We start from the raw sequence: 18,407 nt of genomic DNA, 5'->3' as shown, positions 1-18,407 counted from the left end.
TAATAATACAACGAACTCAAAACGTATCACTTATTCTTTAGGGCTATAATTTTTTCTCCTTCAAATGTATAACTAATATTCATAGGGTCAAAACTAGTACGTAGAGCGGTTTCTAGATCATCATGATTAAAGAAACCTGTAAATACTCTTTTTACATCTACGTTTCCTGTATTAATTTTAATGTTATACTGTCTTTCTAATTCTTTTATAAGTTGGTCAAGAGATACTTCATAAAAACTACTTTTTCCATGTAACCAATCTGGTTTTAGTTTTGTAATTTCAAATAAAGACAGGCTTTCATTTTCATTGGATCTGGTAGCCTTTCCCTGGGTAAGAATAACCTCATTGTCATCTTTCTTAACACTCACTTTACCCTCGAAGCAATGCACTTCTAATTTTGTATTTCTGGAATATACGTCAAATTCGGTGCCCAAAACGGTAATTTCCCCATTTTTGGTACTCACTGTAAATGTGGATCCTTTGCTTACATCAAAAAAAGCTTCTCCTTGTAATTGAAGTACTCTATCTTCTGTAAAAGAATCTTTATCATATTTTAAAGAAGAATCTGCGTTTAGAGTCACTACAGAATTATCAGGTAGTGTTATTGTTTGAGTTTGCGCCATTTCAGTACGTATTCTAACATCTTGAAAAAATATAGTCCTCAATCCAATAATAACCAAAATTACCGCTGCAGCACTATACATCCATGTTCGAAGTTTAATCACTTTTGAACTTTTGGATTTATTATATGAAGCATTGTAGATCTTTTGTTCTTTTAAACCTTTTTCTACATCGAACACAGGTCTTTCAAGTCGTTCTACTCCTTTTAATATATCTTTATATGCCAAATAGTCTTCTGAGTTTTCAAAGGCTTTACGTTCTTCATTAGAAAGCTCTCCAGATAACCATTTTCCTAAAAAATCATCTTTATTCATATCACTTTTCATTAACTTTCTTTTATAGAGTCATCATCGGATAAAGGTGAAAACACTAAATTCTTATATAAAGTTGAATTAACGAACGAATTAAGTTCCTTCGTTGTAAGTTCACCATATATCCATTTAGCCAAAAATTCATTTTGATAATGTGGATCTAAAAAATTCATATTTTACAGATTAGGTGTTTTTATTTTTTTTCTTAAAATAACTAATGCCAGATGCATTCGTTTTTCTACAGCTTTTACAGAGATTCCAAGCATTTCTGCAATTTCTTTGTAGGTTTTCTTTTCTATTCTATTCAATAGAAAAACTTCACGTTGTCCTTCTTTTAAACCAGAAATAGCCATATTTAAGCGATGCATAAATTCTTTTTCTTCCATCTGAAATTCTGGCGATTCATTCGTATATGTTTTTTGCTCTATTTCCTGGTATTTTAAAACTGTCTTTTGATGCACGATAGCATTGATTGAAGCATTATTAGCTATTTTATAAAGAAAACTTTTAGCTGCACCAAAAAGTATTTTTGAACAATTAATCCATAATTTGGCGAAACTATCCTGAACAATATCCTGAGCTTTTTCCATATCGCCATATTTATAGTAGAGATAATAACATATCTTTTCTGCGTGTTCACGGTATAATTGTTCATATATTTTTTCTTCGCAAACACTAATTACTTTCTCTGGCATTGTCAAAAAATTTAAGTCAGTTATATTTTAATATAAAAGGTTAACGGTTCTATATAGCTATTAAATTACCATTATTACTATGAATATCATAATTCATAAATAGATATTGGGGTAAATCTAAAGTTACTGAAACTATGTTTCACAACTCTAAAACAAATGAATTCATAAATACCCTACCCAAAATTCAAAAAATAAAAGTAAATTATTTAGTACTCTATTATAAAGTATAAATACATACTAAATTGTTACCATGAGTATCCGATTGTGAAATCTACAACGGGGGTAAATCCGTCTGAAAATCCTTTATCAAATATATTTACAGCAGTTCTATACCGTGCTCCCCCAGCTACTTCTATAGTCAACCCTTTTAATCCTTTCTTAAACATCCACTGGTATCCCATTTTACCAGAGCCACCTATCTGAAGCCATTCAAAATCCACAGCTTGATTATTAATCCTACTTTTATATTTACGATAATTATACTCTCCCAATAACCCACCACTTACGAACCATCCTTCGGGTGCTTTTTTGTATTTTGACAAATAGAATCTCATATCTGCTTCAAAAAAAATGTAATAATCTCTTACAGATAATGCAGTATTAAAAATTTCATCCTTTCTAAATTCCTGAATCAAGGTAAAGTTTAGTGACGTTTTGGGTTTAATAACTCGTTCATACCCTATACCAATCTCACCAATCAATGCATTTAATGGAAATACTTTAATTATATTTTTAGGCATAAATGTATTTTCTTCTTTATTATTATCATGTACTGTTTCCTGAGCATTTAATGATACTACGGTTAATAATCCTATAAATATGCTCAAATATATTTTTTTCATATTCCTGCTTTATAACTTGTATTAAAATTTTACACCTCTAAAACAAATAGTTAGATAAATACCCTACTACGAATTCAGTTTTTACAAAAAACAAATTACAAGTCACTGTTTATCAATATTTTAATTTAAAAATTAACTATTCTAAAAAATCTAATCACATAAGTCTATTTTTTTTGGCACGCTGCTTGATACTATAAAAGTGAAGTTGAAAATCAATTTCAACGTTCATTTTAAAACCACAGATTATGAAAAATTTTGTTTTACTTTTTACAGGTTTATTATTAGCTTCATTTACTGCTAATGCATCCGAAACGAATATCGAATCGACGGCTAGATATTCTAACTATGGAAAATCATTTATTTTTTCTGAAGGAGGAATCGACTTTTCGATTTATGCAGATGGACAATTTGATTTTTATCTTAATGGACAACGAGGTGGTGTAAGTGTTGGTGTTAATACTCCGGGAGTGAATATAAGTTTTAATTCTGGTTACAATTATGATTCGTATGTACAATATGATGATTATGGAGCCGTGGTACAGATAGAAGATACTCCTATTTTTTATGATTACTATGGAAGAATTATACAGGCTGGTGATATATATATAAACTATAACAATTATGGTCGTATATCTAGAGTTGGTGGATTATATGTACATTATAATAATTATGGTAATTTCTTAAACTGTACTGGTTATATCAATAGTTACAACAGGCGTTATGTATATAGACCATTTCATGCATATTTTACAGTACCAGTAGTAAGTAGATGTATTGTGTATGAAAGACCATACAGAAGATATTATACACCGTATAGATGTTCTTATACTGTATATAGAAACAATTACTATGATGGATATTACCAGAGATCATATAGAAGTCGTAACTATTACAGACCACATAGTAGAGTAACTAATTATCGCAGAGGATATAGAGGTTCTAGCGCAAGAGGTATAACATATAGAACTCGAGGTCACAGAACAGCAATGTACAAAAGAAATGATCGTAACTATAGTAAAATAAATCGTAGTAGATCTAATAATTATAATACTCGTTATGCAGATAGAAGCAGATCAAAAACATATAACACCAGAAATGCTACAAGAAGTAGATCTAATTATAATACTGGTAAAAATGTGAATAGAACTCGTTCTGTAACACCAAATACAAGAACTCGTTCTGTGAGTAGAAATGTTCAGAACAAGCAAAGAGTACAATCTAATAACAGAAGTACTCCAACTAGACAAAGAGTACAGACTACACAAAGAAATAGAAATGCTGTAGCTAGTACATCATCTAGAAATAATAATAGAGCAAAATATAACAGAAGTATTAGAACTCAAAAACCTGCTGCTCGAACAAATCAGGCACAGAGACAGAAAAGTTCTTCTAGAAATTACTCTGGAAATGTAACAAAACGTTCTAATAACAGTCAATATAGAAGCAGAGGAACAAGTAGATCCAAAGCTCAAGTAAATAGACAAAGAAGTAATACTTCAAGAAGTACAAGATCGAATAACTCTCGTTCTCGTTCTTCCAGAAGCAGAAGCTAAGAAGACATATAACAACATTTATTTTTTTGGTTGGTTAGTTGGAAAATCCCTTAGAGTAGAATGCTCTGGGGATTTTCTTTTTGAATTCTACTATCTTAATTTATTTATACTGTTCTTAATTAAAACATTTAAATCAGGAGATATCGTTAACGCATAAAGAATTATAGTATAACTTAAACTTATTAAAATACTTTTAATAGTTATATTCATAAAAGGATGAAATGGTAAATCCCAAAAATAAAACCCAAATACATAACCTAAAATCAATAGGAGCGTTAAAAAGGTTTTTTTAGAAAATGGATGCATATTAAATTTTTTATACACTATCCATACTTTAGCCATATTATAACAAGAAACAGCTACAAAGGTTGCAATTGCTGCTCCTGTAACTCCAAAAACCGGAATACAAAGAATATTTAATACAACTGTAAGAATTGCCATTCCTATTCCTATATATAAAATAATTCTATAATAATCTGAGCTGTATAAAATCGAATTGTTATTTCCCAATAGATTGTCAAATAATTTAGCACTTCCAATCAAAATGACTACCCAAATAAATAATTCATATTCATCAGGAATAATTTCAAACAATTGGCTCACATTACAGATAATCAATACAAACAATAACCCGCTAGTTGCTAATAGATTTAACGAACTCTTTTTGTATAAGTCACGTAATTTTTTCTTAGCATTTTCATTAATCAATTTAGCAGTCAAAGGATACGTAATTTGATGCATTGCTCTAGAAGGAATAATGATCACACTTGCTATATATGCACATATCCCATATTTTGCGACATATTCTATTGGAAGATATCGTTCTATCATCGTTTTATCCAAATCGATCAATAACGTAGCCACTGATCCTGCAATTAGAATAAGTGTAGAATACTTAAATACTGCTTTATAATTTTCTGGCAGAGAAAAACTTAATGTAATACGATGTAATCTAAATGCATATAATTGCATAATTACCATTCTTAACAGACATGCAACCACTAGTGCATATATAAATTGATCAGGTGTGAGTATTTTAAAATACACCAGGAATAAAAGGATACTTATACATATTCTAAGAAATAATTCCTTTATAAAGTTTCCAAAAACACTTTTGAGTTTTACCTTGGACCAGGCAAAGAATACTTCAAAATAAGATAAAGCGAATGCTATGACAAAAATTGTCCACACATAAGGTTGTATAATTGTATTCTCTTCTTCAAAAAACTCTAAAATAGTAGTATAAAACAGGATTCCTATTGTCCCCAAAATTAATGCAATTATGGAAGGTAAAATTAGCATTAAAGTAAGAAATTTATGTTGTTGATTATCATCAGCATATGAAGAAAAAAACTTGATTAAAGTATTGTGTACACCAAAGGCCATTAGGGGCCATATAAGATTCGAGGCAGAAAGAAGATAGGAAACTAGTCCATAATATTCTTTTTCCATGAAATTAGTATATAAGAACAGTGTATTAATTGCTCCAATACCAAACCCAAGGCAAGTAATAATTACATTTTTAACAGTCTGATTAACAACTACTCCCATTACTTATTAAAGTCTCATTTTTTAAATTTCCAATGTTATTTAACCAGCTGCCGTAGTATTTCAGCAAATTCCCTAGTTAGCTCCCTCCTACTATATTTTTCTATTCCGTCAACCCCAGATATTAATGTTTCTTTTTGAAACTGATAAAAGTATTCTTGTATTTGTGTTTTTATCCCTTCATATTCATGGTATTCAAAAAAAGATCCTGAGCTAGTTTCAGAAATCAATCTGGATACATCTGCATCTTTAGGGCCAATAGCTAAAATAGGTCTTTTTGAAACCATATATTCGAATAGTTTACCCGGAATAATACTTTTGGTTTCTTCGCTATCAATTTCAATTAATAGCAAAACCTGAGAACTTCTCTGAATCTTGACTGCCTCAGCATGAGGAACATATCCTTTTAACATCAAAAAATCTGATAACCCAGATTCCTTTATTGAGGATAACACATCGTCACTTACCGCTCCTACTAATTGTAATCTAAACGATTGGGCAAAAGTTTCATTTTCTTTTACTAATTCTGACAATACATTCCATAAATGTATTGGATTTCTCCCCGATAATAAAGACCCGATATGCGAAATTGTAAAATGAGAATCCAGAATAGTCTTTTCTACTTTTTCTATATCGTACCCATTTGTGATTACAGAAACGGGGGTGGTTGTAATCTCATTAAATTCTTTTTGAGTAGTAAAACTAGTAACGACTATGTGATTAGCCCTTTCCAGAACATCTCTTTCTAACTTTTTATGTTTATATATAGATCGTTTGGTTAACTTTAATTTATCATGATATCCGATAGTAGTCCACGGATCCCTAAAATCAGATAGCCATTTTACTCCCAAAATTTGTTTTAACTCCTTCCCTATGAGGTGTACACTATGCGGCGGACCTGTTGTTACTACAGACTTAATATCATGTTCTCTTATATAATCTGTCAAATATTTTACTGAGGGTTTTACCCAAAACTTACGAGCATCGGGGATAAAAAAGTTGCCTCGTATAAATAATAGTAACCTTTGAATAAAAGATTGCTTTTCTTTATTTGCAATAATTCCTTTACTTATGGTTTTAGCTTCTTTCTTTGAGAAGATTTGAGCGAAACGATAAGGTTCAAAAATAGAATGTTTAAGAATAGTTATTCCTTCTGGAATTTCTGATAGTAAAGAATCATCTACTAAAGGGTATGTTGGGTTTTCTGGTACATAAACTACTGGTTCTATATCAAATTCTCTGAAATATTTTACAAACTTTAACCACCGCTGTACTCCAGGGCCACCTGCAGGTGGCCAATAATATGTAATAATCAGAACTTTCAAAATCTTATTTACTTATCTTCTTTGGGTAAAGATAGTAAACTACCTGTTTTTTTATACTGATAATAAAAACCTCCAATTATTAATAAAATAAAGATAATAGAACTTGTCAGAACAATACTACTTCCCGTCTTTATTACCTGGGGTTCAAACTTAAATTCTATTTTATGTTGTCCTTCAGGTATTGGTAATCCCCTTAACATATAGTTTACCTGAACATGTTCAACTGGGTTTCCATCGATATAAGCTTGCCAACCTGGATAGTATGTTTCTGAAAAAACTGCAAAACTCTCTTCTTTAACTTTAGATTCATATACCAAATGATTAGGTTGATGAGCAGTTAATGCTATATACGCCAAGCTATCTGATGTATACTTAGTTTTAGGAATTACATTATTAAATTTAGAATTGATTACAGCCTGTTTTTTGTTATCTAAATCCTTCAATGCTAATATTTCCTCGTTTGCAGAACTCACCTGTTTAACTTCAGAAACAAACCAAGCATTTCCATTAGTATAAGGATTAGTTAAAGCTTTTACTCCATCTTCATCCTGAGTAATGATATACTTTACATTTAGCATATTCATAACTTCAACATCATTTTTAGCCAAATAAAATTCAAACAAATCCTGCATTCTTCCAGGTTTAGCTGAATGATATCCACCTAAAGCATTATGAAAATATGCTGCTCTACCCGAATTAAACGGATCTGCTGTTAAATCAAATACTCTAAAATGTCCTTTATCTTTAAAAATCTCTTCATCTGCTTTATTTGCAATAAAAGGTTTGTTAAATTCTCTAGAGGACACAAAATTACTCTTGTTCACATAGTTCCAATCTACCAGAACTAAATCCAAAGTAATTAAAACTCCTACCCCTATTAATAATAGATTCTCCTTTAATTTTCCTTTCAGATATAGCCAACATCCTCCTGCAATCAATAAAATTAATACCAGTGACCGTATAGTATCGGTAGTAAATATTGCTTTTCTATCTTCTTTTATTGCTCTTAGATAATCTGGGCCACCTTGTTCTAATAGTAAACTGTCTCCTAGTCCGCTAAAACTAAATAATGTAGACTTAAACAATAAAAAGATTAACGTTAATCCTCCCACAATTCCCGTTGCATATTTTAGAGCTTTTATTTTTGAATCCTCTGGAACTTCTTTACTAAGCAATTTATGTATTCCCACAACACCTAAAATGGGAACGCATAACTCTACAATCACTTGTATAGAAGATACTGCTCTAAACTTGTTGTATAAAGGAAAATAGTCAATAAAAAACCTAGTGAAAAATTCCAGATTTTTCCCCCAGGAAAGCAGTAATGCTAAAATAGAGCCTCCAACAATCCACCATTTTAATCTGCCTTTAACTAAAAATAATGCTAAAATAAATAAGAATAATATGGTTGCACCGATATACGCAGGTGCCCCTACAAATGGTTGATCGCCCCAGTAGGTAGGTACATATTCTGTATATGATTTTGCCTGAGCAGGAGACACTCCTAACCTTAATAATTCTTCATAAACATTAGAATCTGTTCCTAGATTTTCTGTAGACGTACCTCCCATAAAGCGAGGAATAAATAGATTAAAACTCTCTAATCTACCATAACTATATTGTGTTATATAATCAAAGTCTAAGCCCGTACCTTTTTTCTCTTTTCCATTTGCTTGTATCGTAATTCCCGTATCGCCCCTTGTACTAAATTGTGTATATTCTTTTGTTGCTAAAAGGCTGGTCGCATTAAGTAACAAAGAAAATAAGACTGCAAGAACCATTACTCCCAGAGATTTAAAATAATCAGGTATTTCCTTCTTTTTATATGCATCTATTAGGTATGAAATTCCCAAAACAAGTACTAACAAAAATAAGTAGTAGGTCATCTGAAAATGGTTGGCAGCAATTTCTAAAGCCATGGATATGGCTAATAAAAGAAAGCCCCAAATGTACTTCTTTCTAAATGTGAGTATAATACCACTAAGTACCAAGGGCATATAACCGATGGCATGTGCTTTGGCATTGTGTCCAACACCCAATATGATGATAAAATATGTAGAAAAACCAAAAGCCAAACTTCCTAAAAAAGCAAGCCTGTAATCCATTTTTAAAACCAATAAAAGAATATAAAACCCAATAAAATATAAAAACAAATAATCAGCTGGTCTTGGTAAAAATCGTATAAGTCTATCTATTTTTTTTACATAACTATGTGGATACTGTGCGCCCAATTGGTAAGTTGGCATACCTCCAAAGGCATTGTCTGCCCAATATGGTTCCTCTCCTGTTTGATTTCTAAAATCAGTTTGTTGTCTTGCCATTCCGGAATATTGAACAATATCTCCTTGTTTCATTTTTTTTCCACTTAGAACCGGGCTAAAATAAGCTAATGAAGCAATTATAAAACTTATAACAACAAGTAAATGAGGTAAGAATCTTTTGATTAAAGGCATGATAAGTGTGAGTTTACTAAATAAGGAGCCAAATTAATCAATTTCCTCATAATCGATATACTCTCCTACATCTTTATTAGAAGTTTTTTGTTTTGGTTTTTTTTCAATAGTAACTTCACCATCATTAGATTGGCGGGGTTGTTGATACTGATCAAACTGTTGTTGGAATTTCTCTCCTGCTTTCTTTGTTACATATTTAAGCAATAGAGGACCAAATAATCGCGTTAATACTTTTAGTCCATAATATATTAATACAATAATGAGAATTACCTTCAATACCCCTTGCAACGAAGCTTCCTGCATATCATTTTTTTTCAAAAATAATGAACTCTCTATACAATTACATGTAGACTATCCTAAAAAAATGATAAAATCTGCTATATTTGAACCAAATCTATTGAATATGAACCCTAAATCTATTCTTTTATTAATCACCTTTTTTCTATTTGGTGTAACCTTATCTGCTCAGTATACTGAGAAAATAAACACGAATAGACCTGGAACGTCTCAAGGCGCGTTTTCTGTTGGTAACAATGTTTTACAATTAGAAGGAGGTATAGGTTTTGGAAAAGAAAAGCATAAAATTCTTAATACAAAAACTAATGTTTTTAACTTTGATTATTCTGTAAGGTATGGTCTATTAATTGAGCAATTAGAACTTAGATTAAATGGTAGATTTAGAGCCGATGGTGTTAGACAAACTATTGGAGGTAATGAGGAAAAAATAAAGAGAAGTAATTTTGAAGTCAATACCATTGGTGCAAAATATTTGATTTATGACCCTTATAAAAAACCAAAAAAGGATTCTATAAATTATGATGCATTAAAAAGTTGGAAAGAACGCTATAAATTTAAATGGAAAAGTTTAATCCCAGCAGTTTCTGCTTATTTAGGGGCTAACTTTATTTCTTCTGATAATCCTTTTACAGCTCCGAATGACGATACTTTTAGTCCAAAGATTGTTGTAATGACACAAAACAATTGGTCAACAAGTTTAAATGGAGATTGGGTATTAGTGACAAACTTAATCGTTGACAAAATAACTACAGATGATCCTATTATAGGGTGGATTATTACTTCTACTCATACTATTAATAAAAAATGGGCTGCCTTTGGAGAATATCAAGGGCAAAAAAGCGATTTTTATAGTGACAATATTTTAAGACTAGGAGGAGCTTATTTATATCAAAAAGATTTACAGTTTGATGCTAATATTGCTTTTAATTTTAAAGACACTCCATCCATTTTTACAGTTAGCGTTGGAGCATCTTATCGATTTGATTGGCATAATAAAGATGAAATTATAGAACAACCAGGATTAGAAGGTGGTGTTAAAGAAGATGAAGAAGGTTTAGAAAAGAAAGAAGATGGTGAAGGTGAAGAAGATATCGAAGGAGATCTTGAAGAAGGGGAAGATGGTTTAGAGATTGAAAATGATAGCCTTAAATTACTAAAAACTCCTTTTATCAATGATTTTGAAGATGACGACTTCAGAAATGCTATAGAAAAAGATCTTGATGAAAGAAGAACTGCAGACCGTTTAGAACGAGAGCGTATAGAAAATGAGAAGCTTTCTAAAAAAGAAGGTAAGAAATTCAAGAAAGAAGAAGCCCGACGATTAAAACGAGAGGCAAAAGAAGCAAGAAAAGCTGAAAAAGCTGAGCAACAAGCAGCAAAAGAAAAACAAAAAATGATTGATGATATAGATGCCGAATTGGACAAAATGGAACAAGAACAAGGTGTCGATCAAGAATTACAGGATATTGACAAAGAGCTCAAAGAACTTGAAAAAATGGAAAAAGAGCTTGATATAGATAATGAAAAAGAGCAGAAAAAGGCTGAAAAGAAAAAAGAAGAAGAGAAAGAGGAAGATGTAGATGCCGAATATGAAAAGTATCAGAAAGAACAGGAGAAAAATAAAAAAGCAGAGGAAAAACGTAGAAAGAAGGAAGAAAAGAAGCGCCTGAAAGATGAAAAGAAAAAGAAAAAAGAGGAAGAAAAACGTAAAAATCAGGAAGAAAAAGAAAATGACACAAATAATTCTGATGTAGATAAAGAATTAGAAAAAATAGATCAATAATGGTAAAAAAACATAAATAGAACTCTTAAAATGCTATAATTAAAGAATCTATTACATTATTACCAAAAATGATCCGCATGCAAACATAATATTTAATAAAAGGATTATATATTTGTGACGAATTAGAGATGATATATGATTACGATTAAAGAAATTACTTCAAAAGGAGATTTAACTACGTTCGTTAAATTTCCTTTTGATTTATATAAAGATTCCCCATACTACGTTCCGTCGATCATCAAGGAAGAGTTAGACGTAATGAATCCGAAAAAAAACCCTGTATTCAGAAATGCTGATGCAAAATACTTCTTAGCGTATAAGAATAATACAATCGTTGGAAGAATTGCTGCCATTATAAATTGGATTGAGGTAAATGAACAAAAAAAACCAAAAGTACGTTTTGGATGGTTCGACGTTATTGATGATATTGAAGTCACTAAAGCTTTGCTTGAAAAGGTAAGAGAATATGGCCTTCAGAACTCTCTTGAATACATGGAAGGCCCCGTAGGCTTTTCTAATATGGATAAGGCAGGAATTTTAATTAAAGGGTATGAAGAGTTAAATACAATGATCACGTGGTATAATTACCCTTATTATGCAAAACACATGGAACTTCTTGATTTTGAAGCTGCAGCCACATGGGTTGAATATAAAATCAGAGTTCCTAAACAGACAAAAGAAAAAGTAATCAAATTTGCCAGTGTAATTAAAGAACGGTATCAGCTTAAACTTCTAAAGTTTAATAAAAGTAAAGAGATTCTTCAGTATGCTGATGATATGTTTGATTTGCTTAACAAAACGTATAGTAGCCTACAAACTTTTGTTCCGATACAACAATATCAAATAGATATGTACAAGAAAAAATACTTGCCATATCTTAATCCAGAGTATATTACCTGTATTGCAGACAAAACTGGTAAACTTATAGCATTTTCTATTGTTATGCCATCATTTTCTAAGGCTTTGAAAAAAATGAATGGCAAAGTATATCCCCTTAGGTTTTTACATATCCTAAAAGCACAGCGTAGAAACAATACAGCTGCCTTTTATCTTATTGGAGTTGACCCAGAATACCAAAACAAAGGAGTCACTGCACTTATTTTTAAGGAAATGAATGAAGCTTTTCTTCGTAACGGAATTGAAGTTGTAGAAACCAATCCAGAACTAGAAGAAAATAAAGCAATCCAGGCACTTTGGAATGGCTATGAGCATGAACAACATAAAATGAGAAGAACATTTCGAAAAAGTTTATAGGTTTAAATTTTGAACCTCATTTACTTCAATACTTATCACATAAATACATACTTCATTATTTAAACATTTACTACTACTTTTTTTCATTAACATTTAATCATATTTACTTGTTAAATAAGGTATCCTTAACCATATTTAAAAGTCATTTGATTATATTTAGGTAATTTACAAATGACATTAACTTGAGTGTCTTAAAAGAAATCAGGATTCTTAACATCTTAAAACCTATAATCATGTTAAAAAAAATTTTAGAATTACAAGGAGTTCAAAAATTAGTAAAACATCAACAAAAAACCATTCATGGAGGTGAAGCAACATTCCCTGATAATGGATCACAAGGCCCTGTTTGCTTTATTGGACCAATAAAGCTAGATTGTTCTACCAATACAGATGGACGATGCACATGTATAAATGGAAGATGTGTAAAAGGCCCTAGTACACATTGCAGATAAAAAACAGAAAAATAATTCAATAAAAAAATCCGCTAAATATTTAGCGGATTTTTAGTATAAACTTTTATTCTATATTACTCTCCCATGGCTGCAGCAACGGCGGCAGACATGCGTTTATATGTTCCATTTTCTAATCGTTCACGTATAGCTGAGAACGCTATTAATGTTTCCTGAATATCTTCCATAGTATGAGATGCTGTAGGTATTAACCTAAGTAAGATCAATCCCTTAGGTATCACAGGGTATACCACAATAGAGCAAAAAATACCATGGTTTTCTCTAAGGTCTTTTACCAAAGCCATAGCTTCTGGAATACTTCCCTTAAGATACACAGGTGTAACACAGCTTTGTGTAGTCCCTAAATCAAATCCACGTTCTTTTAATCCATTTTGCAATGCATTCACATTTTGCCATAATTTAGCTTTTAATTCAGGCATTGTTCTTAGCATATCCAAACGCTTTAATGCCCCTACGACAAGTTGCATTTGAAGTGATTTTGCAAACATTTGAGACCGCAAATTATATTTTAAATAATCTATAATTTCCTGATCTGCTGCAATAAACGCTCCAGTACTAGCCATCGATTTTGCAAACGTCGCAAAATATACATCAATCTGATCCTGAACTCCTTGCTCCTCACCTGTTCCTGCTCCAGTCGCTCCTAACGTACCAAAACCATGTGCATCATCAACAAATAATCTAAAATTGTATTTTTCTTTTAAAGCTACTATTTCCTTTAATCTTCCTTGCTCTCCACGCATTCCAAAAACACCTTCAGAAATCAATAAGATTCCTCCTCCAGTTTTCTCGGCCATTTTTGTGGCTCTCATCAGGTTTTTATCGATACTTTCTATATCATTATGTCGATACGTATAACGTTGTCCTTGATGCAATCTTACGCCATCTATAATACAAGCATGTGCATCAACATCATATACTATTATATCGTCTTTACTTACCAAGGCATCAATTGTAGAAACCATTCCCTGGTATCCAAAATTCAATAAGTAAGATGCTTCTTTATCAACGAATTCTGCCAATTCGTCCTGTAATTGCTCATGAAGATCGGTATGCCCGCTCATCATTCTAGCTCCCATAGGATAGGCAGAACCATATGCTGCCGCTGCTTCTGCATCAACCCTACGTATCTCTTCTTTATTGGCTAATCCCAAATAGTCATTGATACTCCAGGTAATTACTTCTCTCCCTTGAAACCTCATTCTATTTGATATAGGACCCTCTAGTTTAGGAAAAACAAAATATCCTTCTGCTTTATCTGCCCATTTCCCTAACGGCCCTTTGTCTTTATAAATCTTATCAAATAAATCTCTCATTTATCAAAAAATTGTTTCTTATAAGTGTGCGAAAATACGGAAAATTGATTTGATGGCATAATTATATTTAAATTCACTTTCGTAAAGCTTTATTTTAACAAAACGTAATCTAGTGAATATATTTTGCAGTTGGTATTTTGATGATTTCCCGTAATTTAATAAATAAAAATGACATCAACAATTGCAGAGATCAGTACGCTATCTAAAGAATTTATACAAAAAAAACACCTCAAAATATCGAGATGTTTATATCGTTTTTAATTTTTATATTATTTTATGAATTCTACTTTTCTAGCATCAATTTCATTTTTGCTATCAAAAAATCCTTGTTCAGACATCCAGTCATCACTAAATACCTTACTCATATATCTAGAACCATGATCAGGTAGAATTACAATAATATTACTATTTTCATCAAACTCCCCTTGGGCAGCTAATTGTTTTATTCCTTGCAAAGCAGCACCACTGGTATATCCCAAAAACATACCTTCTTTTCTCACTAATTCTCTGGCTGTATGTGCACTATCTTCATCACTTACTTTTTCAAATTTATCAATCACATCAAAATCTGTTGCCGTAGGAATAAGGTTTTTACCTAAACCTTCAATTCTATATGGATATATCTCTTCCTGATCAAACTCTCTGGTTTCATGATATTTCTTCAAAACAGAACCATATGCATCGATTCCAAGCACTCTAACATCTTTATTTTGTTCTTTTAAAAACCTTGCTGTACCAGAGATTGTACCTCCGGTTCCACAACAAGCTACAAAATGCGTAAGCTTACCATTAGTTTGATTCCATATTTCTGGACCGGTAGAGTTATAATGTGCATCAATATTTAATTCATTAAAATATTGATTTATATAGACAGAACCTTTAATTTCTTCATGAAGTCTTTTTGCTACCTGATAATATGATCTTGGGTCATCTGCGCTTACATGAGCAGGGCATACATATACCTTTGCTCCCATATTTTTGAGCATATTTATCTTATCCTTTGAGGATTTTGAACTGACTGCAAGAATACAATCATACCCTTTAATCACACTTACCATTGCTAAACTAAAACCTGTATTACCACTAGTAGTTTCAATAATAGTATCACCTGGTTTAAGAATACCTTTTCTCTCGGCTTCTTCTATAATATAAAGTGCTATTCTATCTTTTGTGGAATGTCCCGGATTAAAAGATTCTACTTTGGCGTAGTAATTTCCCGGAAAGTCTTTCATAATATTGTTTAGTTTTATAAGCGGGGTATCGCCAATAAGCTCTAAAACATTATTATAAGCCCTAATATCTTCTCTCATATAGTTGTGTTTATGCAGATGTATGAAATAAAATGGGGGTTCAAAATCTGCTACAAAAACGGTACGAAGTTACACTATTTTTTTTAATTACTCTTTTATACTTTCTAAATCTAATAAAAATGCATATTCCTCTGCTACTTCCTTAAGCGCTTCGAATCTGCCAGAAGCTCCTCCGTGACCAGCTTCCATATTAGTATGTAGTAATAACAAATTATCATCTACTTTTAATTCTCTTAATTTGGCCACCCATTTTGCTGGTTCCCAATATTGCACCTGTGAATCATGTAACCCTGTTGTTACCAACATATTTGGATATTTTTGTACTGCCTCAACTGCTACATTATCATAAGGAGAGTACGATTTCATATAAGTATAATATTCTTCTTCATTAGGATTACCCCACTCATCATATTCTCCAGTGGTAAGAGGAATACTATCATCTAGCATTGTACTTACAACATCAACAAAAGGCACAGATGCTACCACTCCGTTATATAATTCAGGAGCCATATTTACAATTGCTCCCATTAATAACCCACCGGCTGATCCTCCCATAGCATACAAATGATGTGCAGAAGTATATTCTTGTTCTATTAAAAATTTTGAGCAATCGATAAAATCTGTAAAAGTATTTTTCTTTTTTAATAATTTACCATCATCATACCAAGATCTCCCTAAATATTCGCTTCCTCTTATATGTGCTATTGCATAAATAAATCCTCTATCTAATAAGCTTAATCGTACTGTAGAAAAATATGGATCTATAGTGGATCCATATGAACCATATCCATATTGCAATACAGGATTATTACTATCTTTTTTAATTCCTTTTCTATATACTAAAGACATTGGAACCAATGTACCATCTTGTGCGGTAGCCCAAACTCTTTCAGACGTATAATCATTTTTATCAAACTTACCTCCTAGTACCTCTTGTTCCTTTTTAACTTCCTTTTCCTTAGTTTCCATATTAAAATCTATAACAGAATTAGGAGTAGTAAGAGAATTATAAGAATACCTAAGGGTTTTGGTATCAAAATCAGGATTAGTACTTACATAAGCAGTATATGTTTCATTATCAAAAGGGAGATAATAATCTGCTGTACCATCCCATCTTTTAATATTAATTTTATTAAGTCCGTTATCTCGCTCACTAATAACTAGATAATCCTTAAATATTTCAACATCTTCTAATAAAACACTGTCTCTATGTGGTATAAGATCTTTCCAATTTTCTTTGATTGTATTTTCTTCTGAAACTTTCATCAATTTAAAATTAGTTGCTTTGTCTGCATTAGTCAAAACATAAAAATCGGTATTATAATGAGCTATACCATATTCTACACCTCTAATTCTAGGTTGAAAAATCTGAAATTCTCCTGTAGGATTATCAGCTCTTAAGATTCTATATTCTGAAGTAAGTGTACTACTAGAACCAATGACAAGATACTTACGAGATTTGGTTTTATACACAAATGTAGAAAATGTATCATCTATCTCGTTAAAAACCTCTACATCCTCTGTAACCGAAGTTCCTAAAACATGTCTGTATATTCTATCAGACCTTAACGTCTCTTCATCTTTTTTTGTATAAAACAAAGTTTTACTATCGGCCGCCCAAGTACTTCCTCCTGTTGTGGTTTCAATAGTCTCAGGATATATTTCTCCAGTTTCTAAATTTTTAATACGTATTGTATACTTTCTCCGACTTACGGTATCCACACCATAAGCAGCTAATTTATTATCTGGACTTATGCTAAGCCCTACTAATCTAAAATAACTATGACCTTCTGCCTCTTTGTTACAATCAAATAGAATTTCTTCTTGTGCTTCTAAGGTTTCTTTTTTTCTGGAATATATAGGATAATCCTTCCCTTTTTCATATCGTGTTAAATACCAATACCCATTGAGCTTATAGGGAACCGAAGAATCATCTTCCTTGATACGACTTTTCATTTCTTCAAAAAGATTCTCTTGAAACTTTTTGGTATGAGCCATCATTTTATCATTATAATCATTCTCTTTTTTGAGATAATCTATTACCTCTGAATTCTCCCTATCATTCAACCAAAAATAATTATCAACACGAACATCTCCATGTTTTTCGAGTTTAGTTGGCTTTTTGGCGGCAATAGGTGGCTGAATTTTAGTCTCAGATGTCGGCATAATATTGTTTTAACACGAATGAGCAAAAATAAGTGATATTAAGAATATATGGTACCGAGTTTTCATAATAATCTTGCTAGTTTATTAACAACCAAAATACTAATTTTGCAATTATAAATTTCAAAATAAATATACATGTTTGGAGATATGATGGGAATGATGGGAAAACTTAAAGAAACCCAACAAAAAGTAGAAGAAACTAAAAAAAGGCTGGATACTGTTTTAATTGACGAAAACAGCACCGATGATTTACTTAAAATCACACTTACCGCTAACAGAGAAATAAAAAGTATTACCATATCAGATGAGCTGTTGGCCGACAAAGAACAATTAGAAGATTATCTAATTCTTACACTTAACAAGGCAATTGTTAAAGCAACACAAGTTAATGAAACAGAATTAGCAGCAGTAGCAAAAGAAGGTATGCCCAATATCCCAGGATTAGATATGTTTAAATAGCGGT

Annotated in this window: 15 protein-coding genes; 5 read left to right on the top strand and 10 right to left on the bottom strand. The window is 31.5% G+C overall.

The features are described from left to right. Positions 1-26 precede the first annotated feature (26 nt). From FOF46_RS10245 to FOF46_RS10235, 3 genes are all read right to left on the bottom strand, one after another. Positions 27-947, bottom strand: coding sequence for a FecR family protein (locus tag FOF46_RS10245; protein ID WP_109438470.1), 921 nt, complete (start codon positions 945-947; stop codon positions 27-29). Positions 948-1,108: 161 nt separating this feature from the next. Beyond that, entirely contained in the window at positions 1,109-1,627 is a 519-nt protein-coding gene (locus FOF46_RS10240) for an RNA polymerase sigma factor (protein ID WP_109438469.1), read from the bottom strand. A 245-nt stretch (positions 1,628-1,872) separates the two neighbouring features. Next, a complete protein-coding gene (locus FOF46_RS10235; protein ID WP_109438468.1) occupies positions 1,873-2,469 on the bottom strand; it encodes a hypothetical protein in 597 nt (198 codons plus the stop codon). 245 nt (positions 2,470-2,714) lie between these two features. On the opposite strand from FOF46_RS10235, the gene FOF46_RS10230 reads away from it, so the two are divergent. Continuing rightward, positions 2,715-4,022: a hypothetical protein gene (locus FOF46_RS10230; RefSeq protein WP_143916398.1), complete on the top strand. Its 1,308-nt coding sequence runs from the start codon at positions 2,715-2,717 to the stop codon at positions 4,020-4,022. Between the two features lie 90 nt (positions 4,023-4,112). Here FOF46_RS10230 and FOF46_RS10225 read toward each other — a convergent pair whose 3' ends face one another. The 4 genes from FOF46_RS10225 to FOF46_RS10210 are packed head-to-tail and all read right to left on the bottom strand — an operon-like array spanning position 4,113 to position 9,651. Beyond that, the gene (locus FOF46_RS10225) at positions 4,113-5,573 is read right to left on the bottom strand and encodes an oligosaccharide flippase family protein (RefSeq protein WP_143916397.1); all 1,461 of its coding nucleotides are present in this window, start codon (positions 5,571-5,573) and stop codon (positions 4,113-4,115) included. Positions 5,574-5,608: 35 nt separating this feature from the next. After that, the gene (locus FOF46_RS10220; RefSeq protein WP_333968531.1) at positions 5,609-6,895 is read right to left on the bottom strand and encodes a glycosyltransferase family 4 protein; all 1,287 of its coding nucleotides are present in this window, start codon (positions 6,893-6,895) and stop codon (positions 5,609-5,611) included. An 8-nt stretch (positions 6,896-6,903) separates the two neighbouring features. Beyond that, complete coding sequence (locus FOF46_RS10215) at positions 6,904-9,348, bottom strand: YfhO family protein (protein WP_143916395.1); 2,445 nt, start codon at positions 9,346-9,348, stop codon at positions 6,904-6,906. Positions 9,349-9,381: 33 nt separating this feature from the next. Further along, positions 9,382-9,651, bottom strand: a complete 270-nt coding sequence (locus FOF46_RS10210) for a DUF4834 family protein (protein WP_109438463.1) — start codon at positions 9,649-9,651, stop codon at positions 9,382-9,384. 100 nt (positions 9,652-9,751) lie between these two features. Between FOF46_RS10210 and FOF46_RS10205 the strand changes: the two genes are divergently transcribed. From FOF46_RS10205 to FOF46_RS10195, 3 genes are all read left to right on the top strand, one after another. After that, the gene (locus FOF46_RS10205; protein WP_160114329.1) at positions 9,752-11,428 is read left to right on the top strand and encodes a transporter; all 1,677 of its coding nucleotides are present in this window, start codon (positions 9,752-9,754) and stop codon (positions 11,426-11,428) included. 135 nt (positions 11,429-11,563) lie between these two features. Further along, the gene (locus FOF46_RS10200) at positions 11,564-12,682 is read left to right on the top strand and encodes a GNAT family N-acetyltransferase (RefSeq protein ID WP_109438461.1); all 1,119 of its coding nucleotides are present in this window, start codon (positions 11,564-11,566) and stop codon (positions 12,680-12,682) included. Positions 12,683-12,915: 233 nt separating this feature from the next. After that, positions 12,916-13,134 carry a hypothetical protein gene (locus tag FOF46_RS10195; RefSeq protein ID WP_109438460.1) on the top strand — a complete coding sequence of 73 codons (219 nt, stop codon included), beginning with the start codon at positions 12,916-12,918 and terminating at the stop codon, positions 13,132-13,134. Between the two features lie 74 nt (positions 13,135-13,208). Here the strand turns inward: FOF46_RS10195 and capB are convergent, their stop codons facing one another. From capB to FOF46_RS10180, 3 genes are all read right to left on the bottom strand, one after another. Further along, on the bottom strand, positions 13,209-14,468 hold the full coding sequence (gene capB, locus FOF46_RS10190) for a cysteate-C-fatty acyltransferase (protein ID WP_109438459.1): 1,260 nt from the start codon (positions 14,466-14,468) through the stop codon (positions 13,209-13,211). Between the two features lie 269 nt (positions 14,469-14,737). Next, entirely contained in the window at positions 14,738-15,778 is a 1,041-nt protein-coding gene (capA, locus tag FOF46_RS10185; protein ID WP_143916394.1) for a cysteate synthase, read from the bottom strand. A gap of 87 nt (positions 15,779-15,865) precedes the next feature. Next, positions 15,866-17,944 (bottom strand): S9 family peptidase, encoded by a 2,079-nt coding sequence (locus tag FOF46_RS10180; protein WP_143916393.1) that lies wholly within the window; start codon positions 17,942-17,944, stop codon positions 15,866-15,868. A 135-nt stretch (positions 17,945-18,079) separates the two neighbouring features. Here FOF46_RS10180 and FOF46_RS10175 point away from each other — a divergent pair, with 135 nt between their 5' ends. Further along, entirely contained in the window at positions 18,080-18,403 is a 324-nt protein-coding gene (locus tag FOF46_RS10175; protein WP_109438456.1) for a YbaB/EbfC family nucleoid-associated protein, read from the top strand. The last annotated feature ends 4 nt before the right edge of the window (positions 18,404-18,407 follow it).

Source organism: Aquimarina algiphila (assembly GCF_007489275.1).
Classification (GTDB): domain Bacteria; phylum Bacteroidota; class Bacteroidia; order Flavobacteriales; family Flavobacteriaceae; genus Aquimarina; species Aquimarina algiphila.
Note: the sequence above shows the minus strand (reverse complement) of the source record. Positions and strands in the feature narration are given on the sequence as shown.